Source organism: Aerococcus kribbianus (genome assembly GCF_026805545.1).
Taxonomy (GTDB): domain Bacteria; phylum Bacillota; class Bacilli; order Lactobacillales; family Aerococcaceae; genus Aerococcus; species Aerococcus kribbianus.
This window is the reverse complement of record NZ_JAPRFR010000001.1, coordinates 16,629-41,995: the sequence shown is the minus strand read 5'-3', so window position 1 is coordinate 41,995 and position 25,367 is coordinate 16,629. Positions and strand designations below refer to the sequence as shown.

The following is a 25,367-nucleotide window of genomic DNA, read 5'->3' as shown; positions in this document are numbered from 1 at the left end:
TTGCTTCGTTCGATTTTTTAAATAAATAAGACCAAAATCTCCCCCTAAAGTAAGACATGTTTTACTTTAGGAGGAGACAGTAATAACTCTTTAATTTGACTTATTTCTTACCTATAAGTTTTCTGAATCTGCATGAACATCTAGACCTTTATAAGCGAGTTTGAAGCTAACCGTATCGCGCGTTAATTGATAGAGTAACGATAAAGTTGGCACAGATAGTAGCATTCCTACTAGGCCAAACAGACCGCCTCCCACTGTCACTGCAAACATGACCCAAATTCCTGGTAAACCAACGCTATTACCAACTACCCGTGGGTAAATGATATTCCCTTCAATTTGCTGAATCACCACTGTGAAAACCACAAACCAAATCGCTTGGGGTAGAGAAATCACAGAAATAAGGATTGCTCCTAAAAAGCCCCCAAAGATGGCACCAAAAATTGGAATAAGGGATAAAGCACCAGTTAAGACTGAAATTGATAAACGATAGGGAAAGTTAAATAGCCACATTCCCAAGTAAAAGAGTATCCCTAAGATAAAGGCTTCAGTGACCTGACCGCTAATAAAGTTAGAAAAAACTTCATTGGCTTTCTTTCCAACGGCGACAATATAATTGGCCCATTCTAAATTAAAGCTAGCGTAAATTAACATTTTAAAATGACGGGTTAAGCTTTCCTTGGCTGATAAGATAAAGATAGCAAAAACAATAGCAATAAAAGTGTTAAATACCGAAGAAACAACCACCGATACAACCGTCACCAATGAGCCAAAGATGCCCGTAGCCACAGCTTGAGCGGTTTGAATGGCGCGGCTTCGTAAGCTATCCATATCAAGGTTCATATTTTGTAAACCTTCTAATACAGCCGGATTTTCACTGAAATAAGTATTAATCCAGTTGACCATTTTATTGATTTCACTAGGCACTACCGCAATAAATGAAGAAATCGTATCTTGTAAATCAGGCAAAACTAGAAAAACGACAAAGGAAATCAGTACAAAGACTAACAGAAAAGCAAATAATATCCCTAAAGGACGATACCAGTTATAATATTTACCAGTCCATTTGACGAGCTGATTCTCAAATAATTTCAAGGGTAAGTTCAAAATAAAGGCTGCTCCTGCCCCTAAGATAAAGGGTAAGGTTAATGTAAGAATTTGTTGCCAGGCTTGTCTGATTATTCCGAAATTATTGATTACCCAGAAAAAGACGGCAGCAAATACGATAATGCCGATAATTTGTTTAAGTGTTTTTTTTGAAGCCATAATACCTCCTAATATTTTTTCAACCATAGCTGGTTGATTTTATGGTTATTTTCTTTGTGAATCACAATATCCGCATTATTACGGGTAGGGAGAATATTCTCCTCTAAGTTGACCAAGTTGATCTCTTGCCAAACCTTATGTGCATAATAAATGGCATCCGGCTTATCCATTTTACTAAAACGATGGTAGTAATCGTCGGGTTTATTTTTAGCCTTGTCCACTAAAAGTTCAAAACGCTGGTAGAACCATTTTTCAATCAAGCCAGCATCAGCATCCACATAAATTGACAGGTCAAAGAAATCAGAGACATAGATATTAGTATTACTTGGAAATTGTAAAATGTTAATGCCCTCAACAATAACAATATCTGGATTCACCAATTCCTGTAATTCTCCAGGAATAATATCATAAACTTCATGGGAATAGGTGGGGTATTGGATATTAGTCACATTATTCTTGATATCTTTCAAAAAAGAAATCAACTTCTGCATATTATAGGATTCAGGAAAGCCTTTGCGGTTTAGAATGTTGCGACGCTCTAACTCCTCAGTGGAATAGAGAAAGCCATCAGTTGTCACTAAATCGACGTTTAAATCGGGATAAACCTGGGAGAGAAAAATTTTCAACAAACGGGCAGCGGTTGATTTCCCTACTGCCACCCCTCCAGCAATACCGATAATAAATGGTGGCATTTTGCGACTAATCCCCAAAAAACGATCACGTTTGCGGGTGAGTTCTTCATAATTTTGCTTATAAATATCTACCAATTCAGTTAGTGGCTTATAAACCTCAAAGGCATCCTTACGCGATAGCACATCGTTTAAAGACGTAATTCGCTCTAACTGTTGGTCTGTGATGGTAACTTGCCGGTTAGAAAGCTCATTCGTCAAGTAAGCATTCCATTCATCACGTTCAATAACATAATAATCCCTATTTTCTTGCATAAAAATCTAATCTTCCCCACTAGTTAGCTGCCAGTCAATCGCAACCGCACTATGTCGGCCACGATCGCCACTAATTAAATGACGCGTAGACACCTGATCACCGTCTTGTTTTTTCTCAGTTGTCAAGATGACTTGGTCCCCTAAGTAAGCTTCCTTGTCATAATTAATAACTAGACGTTGAATCTGATGGTCTTGGAACCATTCCTTACCTAAACTATTAGATAGCCAACGCAGATAAACAGCATTGTTAACATGCTGGTTGCCATCTATATCCAAGTATTGAACCCTAACTGTATCTTCTTGATCGACATGGTCCAAAACTTTAGGTAGACGCACTCTTTGGCGTTTTTGCACTTGGTTTTCCATAGAATAGGCTGAAATAATTTCATCAGGCGTTCCAATAATTCGCCGACTTTCTAAATCAATCAATGAAAAAGTAGTCAAAGCATCCACTAAAATGTGATCATCAGAACCTATAATCTGATAAGACCGATATGAGAAAAAGCGGTTATAATCCACGGCTTGGGTGACCACCCTCACTTGGTCATTAACTTGTGGTAGGTGGTTAATCTCAATTTGATTTTCAGTGATTACCCAATTATAATGATGGCTCTGCATGTAGTCTTTGACGGCAGGAATATTTTCTTCTTGCGCCCCAGATACTGCCAAGAATATGTTAACCAAAGCATCCAAGCGTAGCTGACCATTTAAGTCACACTGGCTAGCGATTATTTGTCGTGATTCTTCATATCTAACTCCCATTGCCCTCTCCTCCAAATCTGTCACTAATAGCCATATTATACACCATAACGACTAAGTTAACAGAGGGCAAAACTTAAACTTGACTAATTTTTCTGTGGCTTAGGAAATTGCAATTGATCATTGTCATTATAGAAATAAGGATAGGCTTGGTAAACAGCCAGATAGGCGGTAATGGTTGAGGTTGACATCATCATAAAATAAATCAAAATCTGATACATAATGGCTTGCATAGGAACTACGCCGGCAAACATCATCCCAGTCATCATCCCTGGCAAGAGCACTAATCCAACCGTTCTAGCTGTATCTACTGTAGGTTGCAAGGAAGCTTTGATTGATTGTCTGATAATATCTTGAGAAGCCTCCTTATTAGATGCGCCTAGAGCTAGTTTTTCCATGACTTCTTGCTGAGATTTTTTAAATTCGTTATTCAAATTAGTAAAGGACAAACCAATAACGGACATCGCATTCCCCACCAACATCCCGTTAATCGGAATAAGTTGAGAAGGAATGAATTCAATAGCACCAGAGACCACTAAAATTATCAAGGATAAAACGACACCCATCATAATAGAAGTCAACGAAATTCTAAAAGCATTAGGAATCGCTTGGGCCCGCTTACTGGCATTCCAAGCCGCATTTACGACCATAAACAACATCACTAAAACAGTCACTATTTTGGAGTTTAAGCCAAAAATATAGGTAAGAACATAACCAACAACCACCAGTTGGATAATCATCCGAACCATGGCAATCATAATTTCTTTATTTAAATCTAATTTCTCTTTACGAGAAATCGCCATAGCGACTAAAACCATAGTAAAAGATAGTATTAAGGATAAAATTGAAACATTTAAGTTTTCCATCCTAATTCACCCGCCATTCTGCTTGATGTTGACCTAAGATAATTTCATAATCGGCCTTTAATCCCTCTTCTTCAATATGAGAAATCCAAATCAAATTTTGATGTTTGTCAGCAGCATGGGCCACTACCCACTCCCAAAGCTCTGTACGCAAATTTTCATCTAGAGCTGAAGAAATCTCATCCAATAACCACATTTCAGGCTCGTACATAAAATGACGAATTAAACCGACACGTTGGCGTTCTCCACCGGATAAATGCTCAATACTCTGATCTAAATCAAGATAATCAAGCTTGACTTGGGCCAATAAATGTTTGGCCCGATCTTCATCAAAGTTATCTTCTCGGATTTGAGCAGGAAAGGCTAAATTATCCCGAATCGTTTCTCCAAATAGTTGCGGTGTTTGAGACACATAAGAGACTTGCCGCCGATATTCTTGCGCCGACATTTTGTTGAAGTTTTCCCCTCTAAATAAGAGTTCACCTGAAGTTAGCGGAATCAATCCTGCCATCATCTTCAGTAAAGTCGATTTTCCAGAACCAGATGGCCCACTGACCCGTATATTAGCGTTAACCGGAATGTCTAAATTAATATTTTCTAAGATAGGATCGCCATCAGGTGCAAAACAAGCATCTTTCAATTGTAAGATAATCTTCTCTGTCATATTTTTCTTCCTTTCCTTAAATTAGAATAATTCTATTCTAACATATTATAATATAATTCCCTAACCTTATTATGATTAAGCGCTTTCTAGAAGGGCTTAGAATTGATTTGTCAAAAAAGTTCGTTATAATGAAACTATAAACTAATGAATGAGGGATTAACAATGAAAATTTCAGTTTCAGACCGTGCGCATGACTATGTGGTTTCCGAGATTGGATTAGAACCTGGTCAGGGCCTCAATTTCACCAGCAAGGTTTATGGGGCTACCGAAATCCATGATGGCTTTTCCGTTGCTATCCATGTTAAAGACCCTCAAAATGAAGCCATACTCGCCCAAGAAGAAAAGGATGGTATCATCTATTTCACTAGTCAAGAAGATGATTGGTTCTTCGCGGGTCATGACTTCGCTGTTGACTTTGACCCTGATAAAGAAAATTTTGTATACCGTTTTCCGAACGCTTAAACTTTGAAAGGAGTTTTTATAATGGATGCCTTAAAAAAATTATTCCTAGCAGCAGTTGGTGGAACTAGTCTAACATATGAAAATGCGTCTGATGCCTTAAACAAGTTAGTTGAAAAGGGACAAATTTCCGTTGATGAAGGAAAAGTACTTAGCCAAGATCTTAAACGTTTCGTCCAAGATCACAGAGGACAAGCAGGAGTAACTGAACCAGCTGAGCAACAAAACTCATTAACTGACCTACAAGAACAAGTCAGCAAACTTGCCGACCAAGTGGCTATCCTTAGCGATAAAGTAGCCATTATCGAAGACAAGGACCATGACTTCAATGAAGACAATTTCTAACAAATCAATCAAATAGCCGCTAGCTCGGCGTTAAATGATGCCAATTGATAGGCTGGGAGGATATATCCCAGCCTCTTTCTACTTAATTAAACAAATAGAGAAAGGACGTGAGGACTGTGTCAGCTAACCGTGACCGTTTTGCAGAAATTATTCGTGTACTAGGTAAATATGGCTTTGGTCATCTCTATAAAACCCGTATCCGGCCTGATAAAAATGATCAGGATCCTGCTGACTTGCGTCTGGCCTTTGAAGAATTAGGCCCATCTTTTATAAAAATTGGACAAATTCTCTCCACGCGTAATGATATCTTACCTAGCGAATACATTAAGGAATTGCAAAAATTACAAGACAACACCTCACCCCTTCCTTATAATATTATCGAAGATTTGATTGAACTCCACCTTCAGCAGCCCATCGAGAACTTATTTGCATCCTTTGACAAAATTCCTATGGCCTCAGCGTCAATTGCCCAAATCCACCGAGCGCAATTAAAGAACGGAGACCAGGTCATTGTGAAGGTACAACGGCCTAACATCGAAAATGAACTCATTCGCGACATCAATATTTTTATTCGAGTTATTGAGTACATACCAACCATTTTTTTGGGGATTATGATTAATCCTATCGAAATATTACAAGAAATTAAACAACAAACCTTACAAGAAATTGACTTCGAACACGAAGCTCAAAATGCCCTAAAATTTGCCAAACTCAATCAAGACCGGACCGTTATCCGTGTTCCAAAACCTTATTTAGACTACACCAGCGAAAAAGTCATGGTCCAGGAGTTCATAGATGGTAGTCGTATCAACCAAAATCAGCTACTCGATAGCCAAGGTTATGATCGGAGTGATATTGCTGAAAAATTGGTCTATGCTTATCTATACCAGGTCTTCGACGATGGGTTCTATCACGGCGATCCCCATCCAGGTAATTTATTGATTGATGATGGTAAAATCGTCTTTATTGACTTTGGTTTAATGGGAATTGTTACCCCCATGAACAAGAAGTTTCTCTTGGATGGCCTAAAAGCTATCGTCTTCAAGGATGTCGATCAACTTGTTTCCTTATTACTCCAAATTTGTAAACAGAACCGCCCAGTTGACCGAGTAGAGTTTTACCGTGACATCAACTATCTATTTGACAAGTACTTAACCAAGGGATTTGCGGGTATTGATATTGAAGCTATTTTCCAAGATATCATGCGTTTTGGTCACCAGCACGGGCTCACTTTTCCTTCAGATTTTATTATTTTGGAGAAAACCGTTGTCATGCTCCAAGGCGTTTTAGAAGATCTTGATCCTGACTTGGACTTTATGCAAGTTTTTCAAAGCTTCATGTGGTCAGGGAATCTAATCGATTGGAAGGATTACCTTGATCCTAACCACCTATTTAGAGCTGGATCCCGCCAAGCACGTACCTTGGCAAACATCCCACAAAAGCTAGAAACAACCTTAGACCAAATCAATAACGACCGACTAAGTGTCCGAATTGGTTTCGAAAATATCGAAGATCGGCTCACGCAGGTTAATCAAATGATCAACCGAGTGATTTCTTCGCTAATTTTAGCTGCACTAATTATTTCTTCAACCTTTATTGTGACCACTGCCTCTACCCAGTCAGTGGAGTTATTAGGAATCATTTTCTTTATTATTGCGAGCATCATTGGTTTAGTCCTATTGATTTCTATTTTCCGTACCAATCGTAAATAATGAAAATATTTTATTAAACCGATGTTCGACCGGAGCGCTTGCTTCGGTTTTTCATATAATCAAAAAAGACCGAGCGTCAACGCTCAGTCTCAAATGTGTTTAGCTTGTACTTAAGTGCATCTTATCCTGATTTCCAACAGCTCGGAGCTCCCGCATTTCATCTCATCCTTTTTAGTCAAGTTCCAAAAGTCAGAACAGACTGCCTTTCCCATAGATGTTTGGAGTTTGGTTGTCTATTCATCAGTTAGGCTCTAAAAAGAAGGACTGACATGCGTTTCTCAAAAGTCTTTGATAGCTTGTCGCTAGCTTCAGTCTTTTGGTCCAACGATTCAGTCCTACCGCTTTTCATCGCACCCTATCTAGTCGAGCTCGTAATCGCAGGGTCGGCATCCATTTCTGAATGAGTCACCAAAATGGCTTTCACCATTTTTTTGCCTCCTTCTGATATGGTCCGTCCCTGATCGCGATTGACTCACATCCTTAGTTTACGATGAGATTTTTTGTTCATCTAATACTAGGTCTTCAGGGGATAAGCATTCAATCAAGCGTCGGGAGAAGATAAGATGTGTAATCAATGAGCAGGCATTCCAAATAATATAATGGTCAAAGTGGTCAGGGTCTTTATAGGCCTGGCCGTTTTCATAAGTAAATTCACCTGTTTGGTAATAATGACACTCTTTTCTGACGGAAGTTTCTAAATAAGTGCAAAATAAATTGTATGCTTGTTCATTGCCATGAGAAGCAGCAAGATAAACTAATACTTTACGGATTTCTTGAATGGAAATTGCTTGCTTAAACAATGTGATGATAATTAGATAAGCAATATGACGGCGGTAGTAACGCTTCTTTTCAGGTTTAGGCATCAATCCTAGTTTGACATAGTTGTTGACCATAGCCGGGGTAATCTCCATATTAGATGTATCTTGTAAACGGAAGCTTTTAAGATAATCTTTTACCAAGGCTAACAATTGATCCATATAAAGCGGTACCGAAGAGAGCTCATTCCAGCGTGGTAACTGAAAGGAAGCCATCTCATCGATCCACCCATCATAAATTGACTTATTCTTCATCATTTAACCACCCATATCGAAATAATTATGACCATTATAGCACATTTCTTTATAGGATTTAATACATTCTTTGTGCTTTTTCATAAAAAACCACAAGATATTACTTATTTTTTCTTTTGCCATGGCAATTTTATACCCCATCTTTTTCCAGACTTACCTGAGTTTTTTTGACTTGATGGTGCTTCTAAGTCAGAAAAGTTCTTTTCTACTACTTCTTCCACTGATTCCGCCCCTTTATTACGTTTCAAACGGGCTTCAAATCGCTCACGCATAATATTTTTAACAGTATTGGCATCAAGAGCTTGTCCCTTGGCTTCTTGGGTGGCTAAAATAGCCAATACCTCAATATAAGATGTGGCTAAAGCAGTGGTCACAATCGCTGCTGTTGTTCCTGATAAGAGTCCTCCAGCAGCTGTTCCTAGGCCTGGAATAAACTTAACCGCATTGCTGACTATGGTCCGTCCTAAATAAGTGGCACCGCCTGTACCCACAACCGCCCCAATAATCCCAATTAGGGTAGATTTTTCTAAGGATACACCAAAAATTGCAGTGATATGCGCCATCATTCCAATTTGCATGGGAACTAAGACCGTGGCATCCGCAAAGGGAATAGGCGTAAAGCCAACACCAAAAGTGGTTAACATATACTTGCGCGCCCAACTTCGCGCTGCTTTAACTTTACGTTCAATATCAACCTGTTGGGCATTGTTAAAAGCGACTTGTTGATTTTCATCCAAAATAGCAAAAGTTTTGTCAAGCAAGTTTTCTAATCCAAAAGCAGGAATAGTTAAGTCAGCAGATATCTTATAATCCTCAGCCATGACTTGGACCACTGCTTGAACGGGAAGATTCAAATCCCGTAAATACTCAGCAAATTCACTGGCTGGATCACCAATTGATTGCGTCAGCACTAAAATCACCGGCGCTGCTTGGGATAATTTCTTGATAAAGTCGATTTCCATGGCTTCAATTCGCCCTGAAGAAGCGGCCAAACAATAATAAATCACATCCATGCTCTGATCATTTTTAGCTAATTCAGCCATACTTTGCTTGATTTCACTAGCAACTTGGTCTTGAACAGATTGTTCTAATTCAAGGCCTCGGGTATCATAGAGTACCAAGGGAATGCCTTCCTTAGTAATACGGCGAATATGTTGGGTAATAGGTTTTCCTACCCCTGTTTCTGCCAAACGTTCTCTAAACAAATTATTCACCAGAGTTGACTTCCCTACCCCAGTTTTTCCAACTAATAAAATAGTAATCGGATCAATTTTAGAAATTTCTTCATTCGTTTTTTTGGAAAATTCATCAATTAACGATAAATCGAGTTTATTCTTCATAAATATCCCTCCATTAATTAAATTATAGCCCCTTACCAAGGGCTCGCCAAGCAACTTGAGTCTGATTTTTGTGATATAATATTTGCAAAAAGAGGTGATAAAATGAATTCTTACTGGGAAGAAAAATTACACCAAGCCCCCTTTACACGCAATTACTATATTCGTAGCGAGGTTTTCAATGCAATCAGCCATGGTATCGGGGTGATCTTATCGATTATTGCTACTGTCCTACTTATTATCAAGGGGATTGATAACGAGTCTGGATTAGAGGTGTTTGCTTACACAGTTTACGGTGTCTCTATGACCCTACTTTATTTAGCCTCAACCCTTTATCATTCCTTATCCTTTACTTCAGCGGCCCCTATATTTAAGATTATCGACCACTCAAGTATCTTTCTTCTAATCGCGGGAACCTATACGCCCTTTTGTTTAATTGCCTTAAATAATCGGCTAGGCTGGTTGATATTTATCGCTCAATGGTCAATTGCCTTGGTGGGAATAGCCATGAAAATTTTCTTTATCCAAAAGATGAAACGCTTTTCTACCCTACTCTATTTGATTATGGGTTGGCTAGTTGTCTTTGCCATTGGCCAAGTAGCTGCTGCTATCGGATTTAATGGGATGCTTTATTTGGTATTAGGCGGCTTAACTTATAGCTTAGGCACCTTCTTCTATTCCAAGAGCCACTTTCGCTATTTCCATGTGATTTGGCATTTCTTTGTCTTAGCCGGATCAATCTTTATGTTCATGGCGATTTATTTCTTTATCTAATTATTTGCAAAGCTGGGCCCAGTCGCCCAGCTTTTTTCTTTCCTAATCTAATCCCTATTACTAAAATGCCGGTCCATAGATTGCACATGACGGTAGAAACTTGCTTTTATATCTAAAAATTTTTGACAATCTTGAAGAATTTCAAATAGGATGGCCCGTTCCTCAAATTCTTGACGGCTTTTTGGTAAGGGCGATTGGCTATAATAATCCCTAATTTTTCTTAAATCAGCCTTTAACTGACGGCCGGTGTTACTTTCATGCAATTGCTGACTGGTCGCTTGCATAAAATCTGCTAAGGCCTGATGCTGGGGAATGGCTGCTCCTACCTCATGAAGACTGGCATCAATTTCATAGAGAATACGTGTTTGCTGGTTACGCATTTCAAAATATTCCCGGTAATAAAAGCTTGTTTTGGACAAGCGGTTAGCTTCTTCCTCCTCAGCTAAGTTAATAGCTTGACGAATCATCAGGGTCAAGTCATCTAAACGACCCGAATTTTCATAGAAGTTATCGCCATTGGCTAACTGGTCAGAAAACTCGTTTAGGATCTGGCGAATAAGATTTTCTACCTCGGCTTGTTTTGCCAAAATAATTTTATTTTTAGAAGGTTGATAGAGATTAACCAAGAGTGCTAACACTGTCCCAATAATTAGTAACAAAAATTCATTGAGTAGCCAGTCAAAAGCCACTGTCTCTTCAATCAGTAAATGAGACACAGATACGGCGCAAGGTGCAATGGCACGTTGGCTCTTGAATAGGACGGCTAATGGATAGGCGATCAATAAATAGAGTGAAAACACCCAAATATTATAATCTAATAAGGGAAATAGCAACCAAGCCGTTCCTAAGCTTAGTAACATAGTAATGGCAATTTGTTCAATATATAAAACAGTCGCTCGATTGGTTTCCGCTAAACTTAATATTGCAATGATTCCCGCGGTTACGGCGTACTCTAATCCCAACCACTGAGCAATAAAAATGGCAAAAAATGTCGCTAAGGCATATTTAATGGCCTTAATTATCGCAGTTTGCATAAGTCCCCTCCTCATTAATTCTTTCTAATCTTAGCATAATTTCCTTAAACACGTCTTTATTTTGAAAAAATCTGTTCAGCAATTAATATTAAAAGCATGATGCCAACTAATATGTTAAAATAGAAGGAGCAGCCTATGCATCGTTAAAATACTATGAAAAGGAGAATACTATGATTTATAAAGTCACTTATCAAGAATCAAAAAAAGAAGTGCCTCGGCGTGAAGCGACCCATGCTCTCTATATCGATGCCGAGTCCCCAATCCAAGTGCGCGAATTAATCACCGCACATACCCCCTACAATATTGAATATATTCAAGAATTGGATGAAGCCCACCTGGCTTACGAACAAAAGAATCCAGATTTTGAATTAACGGAGTTTGACGCATAATGAAACTAAACATTAAAAACAACGAGGTCGGCGTTTTTGCTGTCGGGGGTTTAGGCGAAATTGGAAAAAATACCTATGCCGTCCAATTCCAGGATGAAATTATCATCTTAGATGCAGGTGTTAAATTTCCTGAAGATGAATTGTTGGGCATTGACTATGTGATTCCAAACTACAGCTATCTCGTTCAAAACAAAGACAAAGTAAAGGCCTTGATTATTTCTCACGGCCACGAAGACCACATTGGTGGCATTCCTTTCTTACTAAAACAAATTAATGTGCCAATCTATGCAGGTAAATTAGCGATGGCACTCATCCGTAATAAATTAGATGAACATGGGCTCTTACGTGATGCCGAACTTCATGAAGTTGACGAAGATGATGTGATTAAATTCCGCAAAACATCTGTTAGTTTCTATCGTACTGCTCACTCTATTCCAGATCCTATGGGAATCGTCGTCAAAACACCACCAGGAAACATTGTCTTTACAGGTGACTATAAGTTTGACTTCACCCCAGTTGGTAAACCAGCTGATATCCACAAGATGGCACGTTTAGGTGATGAAGGGGTCCTACTAATGCTTGGTGATTCTACCAATGCTGAGATTCCAGAGTTTACTAAATCTGAGAAGGTCGTGGGTGAAAGCCTCAAGGACATCATGATGGGCATCAAGGGACGGATAATATTTGCTAGTTTTGCTTCCAATATTTCTCGTTTAAACCAAGCTATTGATGTGGCAATGCAATCTAATCGCAAGGTAGCTGTTTTTGGTCGGTCTATGGAAGCAGCCATTAAAAATGCCAAAGAACTTGGCTATATCAATGTGCCTGATGATACCTTTATCGAAGGTCGGCAAATTAATAATTACCCAGCGGATGAAGTCATGATTATGTGTACAGGATCTCAAGGTGAACCCATGGCTGCCTTGAGTCGAATCGCTAATGGCACACACCGACAAATTACGATTCAACCGGAAGACACGGTTATCTTCTCTTCTTCACCTATTCCAGGTAATACTAGTTCCGTTAACCGTGTTATCAACCAGTTGCTAGAAGCAGGCGCTGAGGTAATCCATGGTAAGGTCAATACGGTCCATACTTCTGGACACGGTGGCCAACAAGAGATGAAGTTAATGCTTTCACTATTGAAGCCAAAATACTTTATGCCAGTCCATGGGGAATATCGGATGCTATCTATCCAGGCGCAATTAGGCCAAGAAGTTGGTATTCCTAAAGACGACATCTTCGTGATGGAAAATGGTGAGGTCCTAGCCTTAACCGCGGACTCTGCTCGTCGGGCTGGTTCCTTCCCTGCTAACGACGTTTATGTTGATGGGAAAGGGATTGGTGATATCGGTAATATTGTGCTACGTGACCGTCACAATTTGTCTGAGGATGGATTAGTGATCGCTGTGGTAACAATTGATTTCGCTAAAAATGAATTGCTAGCTGGACCTGATATTGTCTCACGTGGCTTTATCTATATGCGTGAATCTGGACAACTCATTCAAGATGCCCAGAAAGTTATCAAAACTTCCGTTATCGGACACCTTAATTCCGGTAATGAAGTGAGTGAAAAAATATTACGTGACAAGATGCAGTCTGCCCTACAACCTTTCTTATACAAACGGACCAAGCGCAATCCAATGATTATGCCGGTTGTATTAAGTGTTTAAATCTAGAGTGCCTTTACTGCCTACTATTTAAAATTTAAGATAAAACTATCGCTGGATGAAGCTGGGACAAAAATCCCAGCCTCATCCCTTTTTTGTCTGCCCAATGACTAAATAAAAAACGTCTAGCATCATTTGACGCTAAACGTATTATTTATTACAAGACTTTATTTAATCCTTAATCAAATTGTTTTGATAAGCGTAGATAGTGGCTTGGGTGCGATCTTCTACTTGTAATTTATTTAAAATATTTGAGACATGGGTTTTTACCGTTTTTAAGGAAATAAAGAGACTATCAGCTATTTCCTGGTTAGAGTAGCCCTTGGCAACTAATTGGAGTACTTCTTGCTCACGATTCGTTAAATCATCGTGAAGATGGTGGGTTCGACTCTCTACTTCACGAGCCAAGAGTTTATCAGAAACTTTTTGCGCAATAACAGATTCATCTTTAGCAGTTTTTCGAATGGCTTGAGCAATTTCATGAGCTGAAGACGTTTTTAAAATATAACCATGCGCTCCAGCTTCAATTGCAGGGTAAACTTTCTCATCGTCTAAGAAGGAAGTCACAATCAGTATTTTAGCTTGGGGCCAGTCTGCCATAATAGCTTTGGTGGCTTGGATACCATCAACCCCTTCCATGACTAAATCCATAACAATAACGTCTGGACGGAGGTCTAAGGCTTTATGATAGGCTTCTTGACCATCTTTGGCTTCTGCAATTACTTCAATGTCCATCTGTGTTTGAAGGTAGGCGCCCACTCCTAGACGTACCATTTCATGATCATCAACGATTAAAACCTTAATCATAGTCCCCTCCTACTTAGGAATCCTAATTTCTACAACTGTCCCTTTCCCTATTTGGGACATCACATTAAGTTGTCCTGATAATTGGTCGACACGCTCTTTAATAGTTTTGAGTCCATAGCCAGATTGTGATTGATAATCTACTGCATAATCAAAACCCTTACCATCATCAATAAATCTCACAATCACTTCATCATATTCATCATATAGCTCACATTCAATAATATTAGCCTGAGCATGACGCAATGAATTTGATAAGAGCTCTTGTATCATCCGAAATAAATTATCTTCAATATCATGGGCAATATCAACTTCTTGTAAACGCGTTTCCAAGCGTATAGCGACCTTAGTATCTAATTCCGCAAATAATTTTTCAATACCTGTTTTCAAGGACGCATTCGTTAGTGACACTGGACGCAAATGCAACAATAAAGCGCGCATTTCGGCCTGGGCAGCGTGAACCATTTCAATAACTTTTTCTAACAAGGCTTGGCTATCGTTAGGAAGATTCTGACCAGCTAAGGCCGATAAGACCATAGTCATGGCAAATAATTGCTGACTCACTGAGTCATGAAGTTCTCTAGCAATCCGTTGTCGTTCTTCCTTAACAATGTGATCTTGGCGAAATCCAGAAACTTGGTCATTAGCTAAACTTAATTGCTGTTTACTTCTCTCCAACTCTTTTATATAACGATTGATATCAGCTAGTAATTGGCTATTGGTTGGGTTGAGATAATACTGATTGCTAGCCAGACCCAACTTAGCCTGATTATTTTTATTCATGACATTTTCCAAGAAATAGTGCAGCTCAACTTCTTCCTTGAACAATAAGCGATTTAAAACAATGGCTACTAGAACGGCGATAATGGCTAGAGTCACTAGTCCTGCCAAAGCAAAAATAATTAGATTAACGATATCATAACCAGTTAAAACGATTACTAACTCTGCTCTCAGAGCAAATACTAGCATTAATCCCACTAATAATTCACTAAAAAACACACCTAAAAATAAGACTAAAAGACGGTTAGCCTTCATAGCTGCACCACCTCAACCTGTCCCCACATCTGATAAAGAAAGATTTCTAATTGACGAGGACTCTCTTCTTGGCTACCAACCCATCCTCTATGCATATCATTATTTAGAGTGACGATTTCGTCATGACTGTGGTATTCTCCTCTAAACATAAAGACAGAACAAGTCACGTCGACTCCTCTTGGAACAATGATCTTTAGTGGCCCTGACAATTTATGAATGACTACACTATGTTTTCCACGTGGGATAAGAACTTGACCAAAATCAACCATGCAGGTCTGTGTACCAGACACTAAATGAAAATCATCCAAGTTTTCTACTTTGACATTACGTTGATTCCATTGTTCACGATTGATAAAGCCAGTATGAGAATGACTAAAGTCAGAATTTTCATTAGAAAAATACTTAACTAGCAACAATAAGAGCAGAAAAATGACAATGAAACGTAGTACAGGCCAAGTAAGAAGACAAATGATTAATAAACTGCCACCTAAAAACAAAAGAAAGCCATCAAAAAAAGTATATTTTCTGGGCATTGGCCGCAAGAGAACGTAAGCAATCACTAACAAGGCCAGCAGCAGACCACTTATACCAGTAAATCCTTCATCTGATAGGGCATTCAATACTATTAAAACAGCGATTAAGCCATATTTACCTCGTCTAGACATAGGCCACCTCCTTTATTTGCCCCTCTATTATACCAGGATATTTCGATAAAAAGCTCCACCAAAAGTATTATTTTAATTATTAGCATATGCATATTTTGTTGGTTCTCAATACACTAATGAATAATACTTTTATCTTCAAAGTCCTTCTGAAGCAAAAGCTTATTACGAAAACAAAGCAACTATTGAGAACTGTCTCCTCTTATTTTTTTAGACGCTAGTCATTCTGTATCGTGATATTCGTAAGCTATATAATTAGAAAAAATCATAAACTTCTATGTAATAAGAGGCTGGGACTTTTGTCACACTCTTACCATCTATTATAAAAAAATAAGAGACAAAACTGGTGATTCACCGGTTTTGTCTCTTATTTAATCGCTTTTTAGGCAAGTTCTTCTACTTTTACGATACGAACTTGCATGTCGCCACCTGGAGTGGAAATCGTCACTTCATCACCTTCATGTTTACCTAGTAAAGCCTTAGCAATTGGTGATTCATTGGAAATCTTACCTTCCATCGGATCAGCTTCTGCCTTACCGACAATAGAATATTCTTCTTCGTCGCCATCAGGTAATTCAATGAACTTAACCTTACGTCCTAGGCTAACAACATCGTCTTCATAATCTTCAGGATTAATAATCTCAGCATAACGAATCATTTTTTCTAATTTGGCAATTTGCCCTTCAACAAAGGCTTGCTCGTCTTTAGCCGCTTCGTATTCTGAGTTTTCAGATAAATCGCCATAAGAACGGGCAATTTTAATCCGTTCCACGATTTCCTTACGTTTAACAACTTTTAATTCTTCAAGTTCTTTTTCTAATTTTTCTTTACCCTCTTGGGTCATTGGAAAAACTTCTTCAGTCATAATAATCTCCTAACGTTTCTATACAAAAATCAATAGCATTACAATATCATTTATCACCTTAAAAAGCAATATCAATTACTTTTTCTTTTCTAAGAGGATAGCTGAAATCTTAGTCCGCATTAAATCGATGGCGACTAAGTTTTGACCGCCTTCAGGTATAATCAAGTCTGCATATCGTTTAGTGGGTTCAATAAATTGCTCATGCATTGGTTTGACCACTTCGGTATATTGTTTGATAACTGATTCTAGTGATCGTCCCCGTTCCGCAATATCACGTTGAATACGCCGAATAATTCGAATATCATCATCAGTGTCAACATAAACCTTGATATCCATCAAATCACGTAATTCTTCATCATACAAGATAAGGATTCCCTCAAGAATAATCACTTCTTTGGGGCTGATATGAACGGTTTCTTGACTCCGGGTATGGGCACTATAATCATAAACAGGCATATCGATAGCTTGACCATTTAAAAGCATTTGCAAGTGTTTTTTTAATAAGGCGGTATCAAAGGCTAAGGGATGGTCATAATTAGTCTTTACACGCTCTTCAAAAGACAAATGGGACTGGTCCTTATAGTAGGCATCTTGTTCAATATAAGCCAATGAAACATCTTCGTAATTAGCCATGATTTTTCGTGTGACACTGGTCTTTCCTGAGCCAGTCCCACCAGTGACACCAATAATAATTGGATGATTTTCCATAATCGTCTCCCCCAATTCTATCAATAGGCATAAAAGAAGCTCAGCTATCCCTGAGCTCCTCGTATTTTCTTTTTACTTACATGTTGGCATTTTCTTCAGAAACATATTGGTCAACTAAGGCTAAATGCTCCTCATAAGTTTCTGCATAATAAACCTCACCTGTTTGTAAGTCAGCAACAAAATACAGATAATCTGACGGTTCTGGTGCTAAACTGGCTTCAATGGCTTCTAAACCAGGACTATTAAATGGTCCCGGTCCTAGGCCAGGATTTTGGTAGAGGTTATAAGGTGAATCAACCTCAGTATCTTCATAAGTCACATAAGGACGATGTTCGTTTAAAGCGTAAGAAATTGAGATATCTGATTGAATTGGCATCCCCGTATTCAAGCGATTAATAAATATTCCCGCAATTAATTGACGGTCAGCTGTTTCAGGTGCTTCGGCCTCTACTAGAGAAGCTAATGTCAATAATTCATGGAAGCTATAGTCTGACTGGTTGACTTGATCAATATGACTGTTATAAACCTGGTTCATTTGTCCAACCATTTTATCAATAATTTCTTCGATACTTTCTCCTGCCCCAATTTCATAAGTCGCAGGGAAGAGGTAACCTTCTAGTTTGTAACGGACATCATCTTTTTCAGCAACCTCAGCTAGCATATCAGGATAAAGTGACTGCATCTTTTGGAAGAATTTTTCATCTGTGGCCACTTCCATAAATTCTTCAGCGGTATAATCAGAATTTTCTTCAACAATTTGACTAATGCCTTCTAAATTAGTGCCCTCTGGAATTACCAAGCGGTAGACTTCCCCTGATTGACTACCTGCATTTAAAGTCTTTAAAGCTGACTGCATACTCATATTTTCATGCATGGTATAAGTACCTGCTTGTACACCTTGGCCGCCCTTAATCCGTTGGTATAAATTAAACAAGCTAGCATTAGCAATAACATTTTGGTCTTCTAACTGACTTGCCACACTCGATGCAGAAGCACCAACCGGCACATCAACTTTAACCTCATCCTTGTTGCCAATTCCGCCCACTGTAATCAAAAATACACCATATAAACATATCAATAGAACAAAGGCAATAAGGCCAGCAAATAACCATTTGACTATTTTGTTGGCAAGATTATCTTCGCGCTTGGCTTCATTTTTTCGGTCTGCGTTATTCCGTTGGGATTTTCTAACCATAGCAATCTCCTTATTCGGTAGTTTAAGCTTAAACAAAAGTTTACTCTACCATCTTCATATTAAAACTCATTTCATTATACACGATTATCGTATTATTATTGCCTATATTACATGATATTAGCAAAAAGTAAGTTTTTTGTAATCTCTATGCAATCTTTTCCCATTTTAAGCCTAACTAACACGGCACAAGAAAAGAGACTGGAATCATTTTTCCCAGCCTCTTAGTAATTAATCTATAATAAGTTTTATTCTTCCTCATCAGTGATGAAAGTATTAAGGACCTCTTCAATCATATCCCACTCTTCTTCAGTAGTGATCGGTTGTAGTTCCCCTTCTGTGCCATTTTCAGCTTCCACATATGAAAATGCTTCTAATTCAATGGCTTCATCATCTGCTTCACCAGCAGGATAAACAAGAACATATGATTTATCAAAGTCTTCTGAATCAAAGGTGAATAGAATATCATAGAGGGTTTCATTACCTTCTTCATCAACAATAGTAATATGTTCATGTTCATGGTCATGGTCATGCTCATGGTTATGATCTTGTGTCATCAAAGTTTCCTCCTTTTTTGTGTTTCAATGTCTGTTTAATGGGCATCAAGATAGTTTTGTAGTATTAATACAGCAGCTAATTTATCAATGACCTTCTTACGTTTCTTACGACTCACATCCCCTTTTTCGACCAGCATCCGTTCTGCTTGGACAGTCGTTAGTCGTTCATCTTGGTAGACCACTTGGACTGGGAAATGCTGAGTCAATAAATCGCCATAGTTTCGGGAAGCTTCTGCTCGTGGGCCTTCACTATTATTCATATTCTTCGGTAAGCCAATAACAACAGTGGAAACCTCGTATTCCTGAATGAGCTGGCCGAGCCGTTTCATGTTAAAGTCTGCTTCTTCTTCATTGATAGCTACAATCTCTACTCCTTGGGCTGTCCAACCTAAGGCATCAGAGACCGCTACGCCGACTGTTTTAGAGCCGACATCTAAACCCATCGTCCGCATTATTCTCTCCCAGATTGTTTCATGTAGGATTGAATTAATTCTTCGAGGATTTCATCGCGATCATGATAACGTATCACATTCCGCGCTTCCTTATGACGAGGGATATAGGCAGGATCTCCAGATAGGAGATAGCCAACGATTTGGTTGATCGGATTATAACCTTTTTCTACTAATGCATCGTAAACAACTTCCAAGCTTTCTTTAATATCCTTCTCTTTGTTGTCACCAAAATTAAATAATACCGTTTCATCTTTGTTCATCATTGTGCACCTCCTGAATTCTATCGATTTCTCTCTAGAATAAGCTAAGTTTACTAGAATCTAAGTCTATTTTACAACAAATCAGCAACTTTTGATAGCGCATCTTGAATTCCGGCAGGATTCTTTCCTCCAGCTTGGGCAAGGTTAGGGCGACCTCCGCCTCCCCCACCAACGATTGGGGCCAATTCTTTGATAAGGTCACCTGCTTTAACGCCTTCTCCAATAAGTTTATCATTGACTGCCACAAGTAAGTTGGCTTTTCCTTGGTTATCAGTTGCTAGGACAAGCACATCAGAATAATCGCCTTGCTTCCATTCATCATTAATTTTACGCAAATCATCCATAGTCTTGTTGGTTAAGGCAGCTGCAATATAGCGACGATCACCTTTGCTTTGCACATCTTGGAAAACTTGTCCAGCTGCTGCTTGGTTGGCTTTGGATTTAAGCGAGCTTAATTCTTGTTCTAAAGCCTTATTTTCTTGGGCATTAGCTTGTAAGCGTGGCATAATCTCTTGTGGTTTTTGTACCTTAATGTATTCAGCTACAGATTTCAAGATTTCTTCTTGTGCCTTAAAAACATTAACAGCGGCTTCACCAGTTACAGCTACAATCCGACGAACACCGGCACCGATTCCTGATTCTGACATAATCTTGAAGACACCAATTTCTGCTGTATTAGCCACATGGACCCCACCACAGAGCTCAATCGACCAGTCATCAACTGTTACCATCCGTACTTGATCACCGTATTTTTCACCAAATAACGCCATAGCACCACGAGCTTTGGCTTCTTCAATACTTGTTTCAATGGTTTGTACCTGGATACCTTCCCAGACTTTCTCATTAACCAAGTGTTCCATTTCCACTAATTCTTGGTCAGTGACTTGACCAAAATGAGTAAAGTCAAAACGTAATTCATTTTCATTGACTAAGGAACCTGCTTGGTTGGCATGGTCACCTAAAATATCTTTTAGGGCTTGGTGAAGAAGGTGGGTAGCCGTATGGTTCTTAGTAATCGCATGACGGCGTTTTTCATCGACGAGTAAATGAATCATTTGATTAATTTGAATGTCAGCTAAAAGCTCAACTTGGTGTAAGTGTTGGCCATTTGGCGCCCTTTGCACATCAACAACCCGGCCAAGTGACTCTCCTGCTTCATTTTGAATGAAACCAGTATCAGCAACTTGTCCTCCCATTTCCGCATAGAAAGGTGTGACCTCAGTCGTCAAGTAAGCTAAATCACCAGGACCAGCCTCATCAACAAATTGATCATCCAAAATTAAAGCATTCACTACAGAATCAGCGGCTATGTGATCATATCCAATGAATTGGCTTGCGACTTGGATGTCACCTAGAATCTCAGACTGGATCCCCATTCCTTGACTATCTTTACGTGCTGCCCGAGCGCGTTCACGTTGAGCTTGCATTTCTTGGTTAAAGGCATCATGGTCAGTCGCCATATTAGCATCAGCTAGGTATTCATCTGTTAACTCCAACGGGAAGCCATAAGTATCATAAAGTTTAAAGGCAAAATCTCCTGCTAGGGTATTTTCTTTGTCTGCTTTTAAGCGGTCAATTTCAGCGGATAGAATGGCTTCTCCTTCAGAAATCGTCTCTAAGAAACGCCCTTCTTCAGTAGCAATGACTTCCATAATAAAGTCTTGGTCAGCTAAAATTTCTGGATAATAATCTTCCATAATGTGACCCACGACAGGCACTAATTCAGATAAAAAGGCGCGATTAATGCCCAAACGGCGCCCATGCATCATCGCCCGGCGAATTAAGCGCCGCAAGATATAACCACGACCTTCATTGGACGGTAAGGCCCGGTCTCCAATCGCAAAGGTTACTGCACGAATATGGTCGGCAATGACTTTGTAGGAGACGTCTGTCGTCTTATTTGCTCCATAGTTTTGCGCTTGGTCACGTTTTTCAATGGCATGGATAATCGGCATGAATAAGTCGGTTTCAAAATTGGTTTCCGCATCTTGCATCACGCTAGCCATACGTTCCAGACCCATACCAGTATCAATATTTTTATGTTTTAATGGAAGATATTGACCATCTGGCATATGGTTAAATTGGGAGAAAACGATATTCCAAATTTCTAAATAACGTTCGTTTTCCCCACCTGGATACATTTCTGGATCAGAATCTTCTAGGTCTTGGAATTTTTCCCCACGATCAAAGAAAATCTCAGTGTCTGGACCACATGGACCGGCACCCAAATCCCAAAAGTTATCTTCCACTGGCACAAAATGCTCATCAGATAATCCAGTAACTTCTTGCCATAAAGCCAAAGTTTCCTTGTCTTCAGGATAATAAGTCATGTATAACTTGTTAGGGTCAATAGCAAACCATTCCGGACCCGTTAATAATTCCCAGGCCCATGGAATCACTTCTGCCTTGAAATAGTCACCAATAGAAAAGTTACCTAGCATTTCAAATAGGGTATGGTGACGAGCAGTAACCCCTACATTTTCAATATCGTTAGTACGGATGGATTTTTGGGAGTTAGTAATCCGAGGATTATCAGGGACAACTGAGCCATCAAAATATTTCTTTAAAGTGGCTACTCCAGAGTTAATCCATAATAAGGTGGGATCATCCACCGGCACTAGCGAAGCAGATGGTTCTACGCTATGCCCTTTTGATTCCCAAAAGTCTAACCATTTTTGTCTAATTTCAGCACTAGTTAATGCTTGCATTTCTTATCCTCCTTGAATAAAAAAGAACACAAAATTTGCTACTAAGGACGCCTAAGCGCGGTACCACCTCAGTTGCAATGTTGTGTTCATTACCTCTTCATTTTGCTTGTTAACGCGAGCGCGAAGTTTTTCAACTTAATCATAAACGAAAGGAGCATCTTAAATTGAGTGCTTTCACCATTCACTCTCGCTAAATGATTAAGATATGGTCTTTCGCGATTCCGTATATTCTCTTACTCATAAATTATACTGATAGTCAATTTCATCTGTCAAGCAATACTTTCTAATCAAAAATCATAAGGAGACAAACTGTCCATTCCTATCAACGGATCAATTTGTCCTGTCATAATCATTTGCGCACTTAATTGATAGTTAGAACTATTTTCTTCATTAATCGGATTAGCTGGTTTATTTTGCTTGGTTTTTGATGCTTCATTATTTACTTTTGCCTCTTCACCATCAGTCACTAGATGATTCGCTTCCAAGAGAAAATCATAAAGTTGGGTGTCCCGGTCATTGGAAATATTCTGAATTGCTGTTTGATAAGCATAAGGATCCCCTACCAAAATCAATGATTGCTTGGCCCGGGTGATGGCGGTATAAATTAAATTTCGCTTTAGCATCCGTTGAAATTGTTTGATTAGAGGAATAATAACAATTGGAAACTCTGAACCTTGGGCCTTATGAATAGACGTACAATAAGCCAAAGTAATTTGTTGCCAATCTTTACGCGGATAAGTGACTTCGACTTCATCAAAAGCCACCACGATTTCATCCGTTTTATCTGTAGTTTCATTGGCATAGAAAATAGCTACAATTTCACCTATATCACCATTAAAGACATTATCTTCGGCCTTATTTTGAAGTTGTAAGACCTTATCACCTAGACGGAAAATTTGTTCAAAATAAACCATTTCTCGTTTACTCTGGTCATTATTAGGATTCAACTGAGCCTGTAACTCTTGGTTTATGGCATCAATACCCGCTTGCCCCTTATACATAGGTGCCAAGACTTGGATATCTCGTTTGGAATAGCCCTTAGCGACAGCTTTTTCGGCAATTTTACCAATTAAGGGAGCAATTTTAGCTGCTGGCGCCGCAATGAAGGACCGGTCGCGTTGGTTGATTGTCAAATTCTTAGGCACTACCCCCGTCTTAATTTGGTGGGCCAGTTCCACAATGGTAGACTCATCTTTTTGACGAAAAATCTCATCTAGCTCTCGTGTTTTAACCGTTTGCGATCGGATGATATCTGATAGGACTTGACCCGGGCCCACAGAAGGCAATTGGTCACGGTCGCCAACAAAAATCACTTGCATAAAGCTAGGAACGGCTTCTAGCAGACGATTGGCCAACCAAGTATCCACCATAGACATTTCATCTACAATCAACAGATCTGCTTCTAGTGACCTAAATTCATCCTCAAGGTCTTCACTAGGATCTTCTTCACCAGTTAAGCCGAGGAGACGGTGAATAGTGACTGCAGGTAAACCAATCATTTCCGACATCCGTTTGGCAGCTCGTCCCGTTGGCGCCGCTAAATTAATGGGGAAGGCGCCAGGATCATAATCATCAATGTCTAAGGAAAGATCATTAAGTTTGGCGTAGAGACGAACAATACCATTAAGTACAGTTGTTTTACCTGTACCAGGGCCTCCCGTTAAAACAAAAACTTGAGTCATGATAGCTTCTTTGATGGCAGCTTTTTGGGCGTGTCCGTATTGAATACCCAATTCCACCTCTAAATCCTGGACTTCTTGATCTAAATCAATTCCTGGATAATCTGGTTGGTAACGATCAGACTGCATATGTTTCAATTTTGCGGCAATACCCGCTTCAGAGAAATACAAGCTAGGAATAGCTACTTTAGTGTCTTCACTAATTATTAACCGTCCTGTTTCTTCCATCTCATCAATAATGACTTTCACTTGGTCGACCGAAATAGGTTTAGCATGTCCTCTGGATAAAAGATCTGCCACCAAGTCTGCCAAGGCATCCTTATCCACATAAGTATTACCTGATTGCATACAAATCCGGTCCAAGGCGTAAACAATTCCTCCTGCCAATCGTTGATCAGCATCACTAGGGAAACCTATACGCAAGGCAATATCATCAGCACGTTTAAAGCCAAAACCTTTGATATCTTCTATAAGTACATAAGGATTTTCTTCGATAATTTCAATGGCTTCATTGTGATATTTACCAAATATTTGGGCAGACAACTGGTTGGAAAAGCCCATTTCTGCTAACTTGACAAATATTTGTTCATTTCCTTGCTGCTCTTGTAATATTTCATGCAATAAGGTCCGTCTTTTGGGGCTTAAACCTTTGACTTGTTTAAGTTTTTCGGGCTCGTTCAAGATAATATCAATGGTTTCTTGCCCAAATAAATCAACAATTCGTTTAGCCAACGTTTTTCCGATACCAGGAAATTGCGCACTAGATAAATACCGCTCTAAACCTTCACGACTTGAAATTTTTTGTGTTTCATAAGATAAACACTTAAATTGTACTCCATATTTAGGATGGTCGACAAGCTGCCCATTAAAACGATAGGTTGTGCCTTCCTGAATACTTACAAAATTTCCCGTAATCACAATCTCATCTTCAGAATACATGGTATTAGTTTCATCTACCTTAATTGCCATGACCCGATAATAATTGTTTTGATTTTCAAAATAAGTTGCCTTAATTTCACCAATAATGTAGTCTTGATCTTCCACTTGTCCACCTCCTCGCAATGCATTAGTATACCATAAATCAAAAAAATAATAATTGGATAACTCTAAGGAGGAAAACGGCTAAGCTAATATATTTATTTAGGGATATCTCTTTTACAAA

Annotated in this window: 25 protein-coding genes; 6 read left to right on the top strand and 19 right to left on the bottom strand. The window is 39.0% G+C overall.

Translation table 11 applies throughout. The features are described 5' to 3' along the window. Positions 1–111 precede the first annotated feature (111 nt). The 5 genes from OW157_RS00325 to OW157_RS00305 form a co-directional block, all read right to left on the bottom strand. Complete coding sequence (locus OW157_RS00325) at positions 112–1,263, bottom strand: AI-2E family transporter (protein ID WP_268751335.1); 1,152 nt, start codon at positions 1,261–1,263, stop codon at positions 112–114. Between the two features lie 8 nt (positions 1,264–1,271). Next, a complete protein-coding gene (coaA, locus tag OW157_RS00320) occupies positions 1,272–2,207 on the bottom strand; it encodes a type I pantothenate kinase (protein WP_268751334.1) in 936 nt (311 codons plus the stop codon). 6 nt (positions 2,208–2,213) lie between these two features. Next, a complete protein-coding gene (locus OW157_RS00315; protein ID WP_268751333.1) occupies positions 2,214–2,969 on the bottom strand; it encodes an acyl-[acyl-carrier-protein] thioesterase in 756 nt (251 codons plus the stop codon). 83 nt (positions 2,970–3,052) lie between these two features. Continuing rightward, complete coding sequence (locus OW157_RS00310) at positions 3,053–3,832, bottom strand: ABC transporter permease (RefSeq protein ID WP_268751332.1); 780 nt, start codon at positions 3,830–3,832, stop codon at positions 3,053–3,055. Between the two features lies 1 nt (position 3,833). Next, entirely contained in the window at positions 3,834–4,493 is a 660-nt protein-coding gene (locus tag OW157_RS00305; RefSeq protein WP_268751331.1) for an ABC transporter ATP-binding protein, read from the bottom strand. A 162-nt stretch (positions 4,494–4,655) separates the two neighbouring features. Here OW157_RS00305 and OW157_RS00300 point away from each other — a divergent pair, with 162 nt between their 5' ends. The 3 genes from OW157_RS00300 (at position 4,656) to OW157_RS00290 (ending at position 7,009) form a co-directional block, all read left to right on the top strand. Continuing rightward, positions 4,656–4,955, top strand: a complete 300-nt coding sequence (locus OW157_RS00300) for a HesB/YadR/YfhF family protein (protein WP_268751330.1) — start codon at positions 4,656–4,658, stop codon at positions 4,953–4,955. 21 nt (positions 4,956–4,976) lie between these two features. Beyond that, a complete protein-coding gene (locus OW157_RS00295; RefSeq protein WP_268751329.1) occupies positions 4,977–5,297 on the top strand; it encodes a phasin family protein in 321 nt (106 codons plus the stop codon). 116 nt (positions 5,298–5,413) lie between these two features. Beyond that, positions 5,414–7,009 carry an ABC1 kinase family protein gene (locus OW157_RS00290; protein ID WP_268751328.1) on the top strand — a complete coding sequence of 532 codons (1,596 nt, stop codon included), beginning with the start codon at positions 5,414–5,416 and terminating at the stop codon, positions 7,007–7,009. Between the two features lie 485 nt (positions 7,010–7,494). On the opposite strand, the gene OW157_RS00285 is transcribed toward OW157_RS00290, so the two are convergent. After that, the gene (locus OW157_RS00285) at positions 7,495–8,082 is read right to left on the bottom strand and encodes a DUF1836 domain-containing protein (RefSeq protein WP_268752759.1); all 588 of its coding nucleotides are present in this window, start codon (positions 8,080–8,082) and stop codon (positions 7,495–7,497) included. Between the two features lie 101 nt (positions 8,083–8,183). After that, a complete protein-coding gene (locus OW157_RS00280) occupies positions 8,184–9,419 on the bottom strand; it encodes a YcjF family protein (RefSeq protein ID WP_268751326.1) in 1,236 nt (411 codons plus the stop codon). A 102-nt stretch (positions 9,420–9,521) separates the two neighbouring features. Here OW157_RS00280 and trhA point away from each other — a divergent pair, with 102 nt between their 5' ends. Beyond that, the gene (gene trhA, locus OW157_RS00275; RefSeq protein WP_268751325.1) at positions 9,522–10,190 is read left to right on the top strand and encodes a PAQR family membrane homeostasis protein TrhA; all 669 of its coding nucleotides are present in this window, start codon (positions 9,522–9,524) and stop codon (positions 10,188–10,190) included. Between the two features lie 47 nt (positions 10,191–10,237). Here the strand turns inward: trhA and OW157_RS00270 are convergent, their stop codons facing one another. Then, positions 10,238–11,224 carry an aromatic acid exporter family protein gene (locus OW157_RS00270; protein WP_268751324.1) on the bottom strand — a complete coding sequence of 329 codons (987 nt, stop codon included), beginning with the start codon at positions 11,222–11,224 and terminating at the stop codon, positions 10,238–10,240. 170 nt (positions 11,225–11,394) lie between these two features. On the opposite strand from OW157_RS00270, the gene OW157_RS00265 reads away from it, so the two are divergent. Continuing rightward, complete coding sequence (locus OW157_RS00265; protein ID WP_268751323.1) at positions 11,395–11,613, top strand: DNA-directed RNA polymerase subunit epsilon; 219 nt, start codon at positions 11,395–11,397, stop codon at positions 11,611–11,613. Continuing rightward, positions 11,613–13,286 carry a ribonuclease J1 gene (gene rnjA, locus OW157_RS00260; RefSeq protein WP_268751322.1) on the top strand — a complete coding sequence of 558 codons (1,674 nt, stop codon included), beginning with the start codon at positions 11,613–11,615 and terminating at the stop codon, positions 13,284–13,286. The genes OW157_RS00265 and rnjA overlap by 1 nt, the downstream gene beginning before the upstream one ends. Positions 13,287–13,454: 168 nt before the next feature. On the opposite strand, the gene OW157_RS00255 is transcribed toward rnjA, so the two are convergent. The 11 genes from OW157_RS00255 to recD2 all read right to left on the bottom strand — a co-directional run bounded on the left by OW157_RS00255 (position 13,455) and on the right by recD2 (position 25,249). Continuing rightward, positions 13,455–14,090 (bottom strand): response regulator transcription factor, encoded by a 636-nt coding sequence (locus OW157_RS00255; protein ID WP_268751321.1) that lies wholly within the window; start codon positions 14,088–14,090, stop codon positions 13,455–13,457. A gap of 9 nt (positions 14,091–14,099) precedes the next feature. Then, positions 14,100–15,122: a sensor histidine kinase gene (locus tag OW157_RS00250; RefSeq protein ID WP_268751320.1), complete on the bottom strand. Its 1,023-nt coding sequence runs from the start codon at positions 15,120–15,122 to the stop codon at positions 14,100–14,102. Beyond that, complete coding sequence (locus OW157_RS00245; RefSeq protein ID WP_268751319.1) at positions 15,119–15,787, bottom strand: LiaF domain-containing protein; 669 nt, start codon at positions 15,785–15,787, stop codon at positions 15,119–15,121. Before OW157_RS00245 ends, OW157_RS00250 begins: the two co-directional genes overlap by 4 nt. A gap of 379 nt (positions 15,788–16,166) precedes the next feature. Beyond that, the gene (gene greA, locus OW157_RS00240; RefSeq protein ID WP_268751318.1) at positions 16,167–16,649 is read right to left on the bottom strand and encodes a transcription elongation factor GreA; all 483 of its coding nucleotides are present in this window, start codon (positions 16,647–16,649) and stop codon (positions 16,167–16,169) included. A 75-nt stretch (positions 16,650–16,724) separates the two neighbouring features. Beyond that, a complete protein-coding gene (udk, locus tag OW157_RS00235) occupies positions 16,725–17,357 on the bottom strand; it encodes a uridine kinase (RefSeq protein WP_268751317.1) in 633 nt (210 codons plus the stop codon). 76 nt (positions 17,358–17,433) lie between these two features. Further along, positions 17,434–18,552: an endolytic transglycosylase MltG gene (mltG, locus tag OW157_RS00230; protein WP_268751316.1), complete on the bottom strand. Its 1,119-nt coding sequence runs from the start codon at positions 18,550–18,552 to the stop codon at positions 17,434–17,436. 245 nt (positions 18,553–18,797) lie between these two features. Beyond that, the gene (locus OW157_RS00225) at positions 18,798–19,106 is read right to left on the bottom strand and encodes a DUF1292 domain-containing protein (RefSeq protein WP_268751315.1); all 309 of its coding nucleotides are present in this window, start codon (positions 19,104–19,106) and stop codon (positions 18,798–18,800) included. Positions 19,107–19,141: 35 nt separating this feature from the next. Next, positions 19,142–19,558, bottom strand: coding sequence for a Holliday junction resolvase RuvX (ruvX, locus tag OW157_RS00220; protein WP_268751314.1), 417 nt, complete (start codon positions 19,556–19,558; stop codon positions 19,142–19,144). After that, positions 19,558–19,821 carry an IreB family regulatory phosphoprotein gene (locus tag OW157_RS00215; RefSeq protein WP_268751313.1) on the bottom strand — a complete coding sequence of 88 codons (264 nt, stop codon included), beginning with the start codon at positions 19,819–19,821 and terminating at the stop codon, positions 19,558–19,560. Before OW157_RS00215 ends, ruvX begins: the two co-directional genes overlap by 1 nt. Positions 19,822–19,889: 68 nt before the next feature. Further along, positions 19,890–22,526: an alanine--tRNA ligase gene (gene alaS, locus OW157_RS00210; RefSeq protein WP_268751312.1), complete on the bottom strand. Its 2,637-nt coding sequence runs from the start codon at positions 22,524–22,526 to the stop codon at positions 19,890–19,892. Between the two features lie 287 nt (positions 22,527–22,813). Further along, entirely contained in the window at positions 22,814–25,249 is a 2,436-nt protein-coding gene (gene recD2 / locus OW157_RS00205) for an SF1B family DNA helicase RecD2 (RefSeq protein ID WP_268751311.1), read from the bottom strand. Between the last annotated feature and the right edge of the window lie 118 nt (positions 25,250–25,367).

What these genes read in the sequence shown, in the direction of transcription:
- rnjA (WP_268751322.1), top strand. Translation starts at nt 11,613, where the DNA reads ATGAAACTAAACATTAAAAACAACGAGGTCGGCGTTTTTGCTGTCGGG.
- OW157_RS00310 (WP_268751332.1), bottom strand. Translation starts at nt 3,832, where the DNA reads ATGGAAAACTTAAATGTTTCAATTTTATCCTTAATACTATCTTTTACT.
- mltG (WP_268751316.1), bottom strand. Translation starts at nt 18,552, where the DNA reads ATGGTTAGAAAATCCCAACGGAATAACGCAGACCGAAAAAATGAAGCC.
- udk (WP_268751317.1), bottom strand. Translation starts at nt 17,357, where the DNA reads ATGGAAAATCATCCAATTATTATTGGTGTCACTGGTGGGACTGGCTCA.
- OW157_RS00280 (WP_268751326.1), bottom strand. Translation starts at nt 9,419, where the DNA reads ATGAAGAATAAACTCGATTTATCGTTAATTGATGAATTTTCCAAAAAA.
- OW157_RS00255 (WP_268751321.1), bottom strand. Translation starts at nt 14,090, where the DNA reads ATGATTAAGGTTTTAATCGTTGATGATCATGAAATGGTACGTCTAGGA.
- OW157_RS00250 (WP_268751320.1), bottom strand. Translation starts at nt 15,122, where the DNA reads ATGAAGGCTAACCGTCTTTTAGTCTTATTTTTAGGTGTGTTTTTTAGT.
- OW157_RS00300 (WP_268751330.1), top strand. Translation starts at nt 4,656, where the DNA reads ATGAAAATTTCAGTTTCAGACCGTGCGCATGACTATGTGGTTTCCGAG.
- trhA (WP_268751325.1), top strand. Translation starts at nt 9,522, where the DNA reads ATGAATTCTTACTGGGAAGAAAAATTACACCAAGCCCCCTTTACACGC.
- OW157_RS00305 (WP_268751331.1), bottom strand. Translation starts at nt 4,493, where the DNA reads ATGACAGAGAAGATTATCTTACAATTGAAAGATGCTTGTTTTGCACCT.
- OW157_RS00225 (WP_268751315.1), bottom strand. Translation starts at nt 19,106, where the DNA reads ATGACACAAGATCATAACCATGAGCATGACCATGACCATGAACATGAA.
- greA (WP_268751318.1), bottom strand. Translation starts at nt 16,649, where the DNA reads ATGACTGAAGAAGTTTTTCCAATGACCCAAGAGGGTAAAGAAAAATTA.
- OW157_RS00265 (WP_268751323.1), top strand. Translation starts at nt 11,395, where the DNA reads ATGATTTATAAAGTCACTTATCAAGAATCAAAAAAAGAAGTGCCTCGG.
- OW157_RS00285 (WP_268752759.1), bottom strand. Translation starts at nt 8,082, where the DNA reads ATGATGAAGAATAAGTCAATTTATGATGGGTGGATCGATGAGATGGCT.
- OW157_RS00270 (WP_268751324.1), bottom strand. Translation starts at nt 11,224, where the DNA reads ATGCAAACTGCGATAATTAAGGCCATTAAATATGCCTTAGCGACATTT.
- coaA (WP_268751334.1), bottom strand. Translation starts at nt 2,207, where the DNA reads ATGCAAGAAAATAGGGATTATTATGTTATTGAACGTGATGAATGGAAT.
- OW157_RS00245 (WP_268751319.1), bottom strand. Translation starts at nt 15,787, where the DNA reads ATGTCTAGACGAGGTAAATATGGCTTAATCGCTGTTTTAATAGTATTG.
- alaS (WP_268751312.1), bottom strand. Translation starts at nt 22,526, where the DNA reads ATGCAAGCATTAACTAGTGCTGAAATTAGACAAAAATGGTTAGACTTT.
- OW157_RS00295 (WP_268751329.1), top strand. Translation starts at nt 4,977, where the DNA reads ATGGATGCCTTAAAAAAATTATTCCTAGCAGCAGTTGGTGGAACTAGT.
- OW157_RS00325 (WP_268751335.1), bottom strand. Translation starts at nt 1,263, where the DNA reads ATGGCTTCAAAAAAAACACTTAAACAAATTATCGGCATTATCGTATTT.
- ruvX (WP_268751314.1), bottom strand. Translation starts at nt 19,558, where the DNA reads ATGCGGACGATGGGTTTAGATGTCGGCTCTAAAACAGTCGGCGTAGCG.
- OW157_RS00215 (WP_268751313.1), bottom strand. Translation starts at nt 19,821, where the DNA reads ATGATGAACAAAGATGAAACGGTATTATTTAATTTTGGTGACAACAAA.
- OW157_RS00315 (WP_268751333.1), bottom strand. Translation starts at nt 2,969, where the DNA reads ATGGGAGTTAGATATGAAGAATCACGACAAATAATCGCTAGCCAGTGT.